The 793-nt window shown below is 54.9% G+C and carries 1 protein-coding gene; it reads right to left on the bottom strand.

Translation table 11 applies throughout. From position 1 onward, the window contains the following. Positions 1-46 precede the first annotated feature (46 nt). Positions 47-793, bottom strand: a 747-nt coding sequence (locus tag ET21_RS27450; RefSeq protein ID WP_156029346.1) for a TonB-dependent receptor, incomplete at its 5' end; no start/stop codon positions are given.

The following is a 793-nucleotide window of genomic DNA, read 5'->3' as shown; positions in this document are numbered from 1 at the left end:
GCTCCACCTTCTCAGGAGTTGGAGCCTCCGACAAACCCGGCGCGGTTCAGTTGAGATGAATCTGGTCTCCGGAGCCGATCTGAAATTTGTAGTCGACGGTAATGTCGGCCCCGTCGATCCTTTGTATCGCGGCATTTTGAAGGTAATTGGTGATGATCGCGACGACGTTGGCCGTCATTGGGTCGCCGCCTCCCTGATCGTACAGGGTCGACACATTGGCCAGTGCCCCGAGAACCTGCTCGCGGGTGGGATTGAGATTCACGTAGGCACTGTAGACAGGTGCGAACGCAAGAGAGTTCTGCGGTATCGGAGCGACCGCGCGGTCCCGATAGTTGATGCGGAAATAACTCGCGTCGATACGCAGGCCTTCCAACAGGGAAGGTGTCAGTGTTGCGGTAGCGGTCCAACTCGTCGCGCGTTCCGGTTTCAAATCCGAGTTTCCGCCGACAAGGTAGAGAACCGTACCTGGGGAGGGGCTTGGCGGCAAAAAGGCGGTGGAACCGACTTGTGAATAAGCCTGCCGAGGTTGACCAGATTGGAAATGAGTAGGCGCTTTGAAGGATTTTCCCCAACTGAATTTGAGCGCGATATCCTGCGTTGGGGCATAAAGAAACCCAAGTTTCGGCGTTGCAACGTTACCTACGTGACTTACATCTTCGTATCGTACTGCGGCGGTGAAGTTGAGACGGTGAACAAGGGCTACATTGTTGCTTGGAGATACAAAAGGAAGTGCTATTTCACCATAGACCCCATGACTGCCGGAGCCTCGAGGGCTCAAATCTGAGATGCTGAC

It is taken from the genome of Sphingobium sp. DC-2 (assembly GCF_000722555.1).
Taxonomy (GTDB): Bacteria; Pseudomonadota; Alphaproteobacteria; order Sphingomonadales; family Sphingomonadaceae; genus Sphingobium; species Sphingobium quisquiliarum.
The sequence above is the reverse complement of the archived record's forward strand: the minus strand, read 5'-3'. Positions and strand labels throughout refer to the sequence as shown.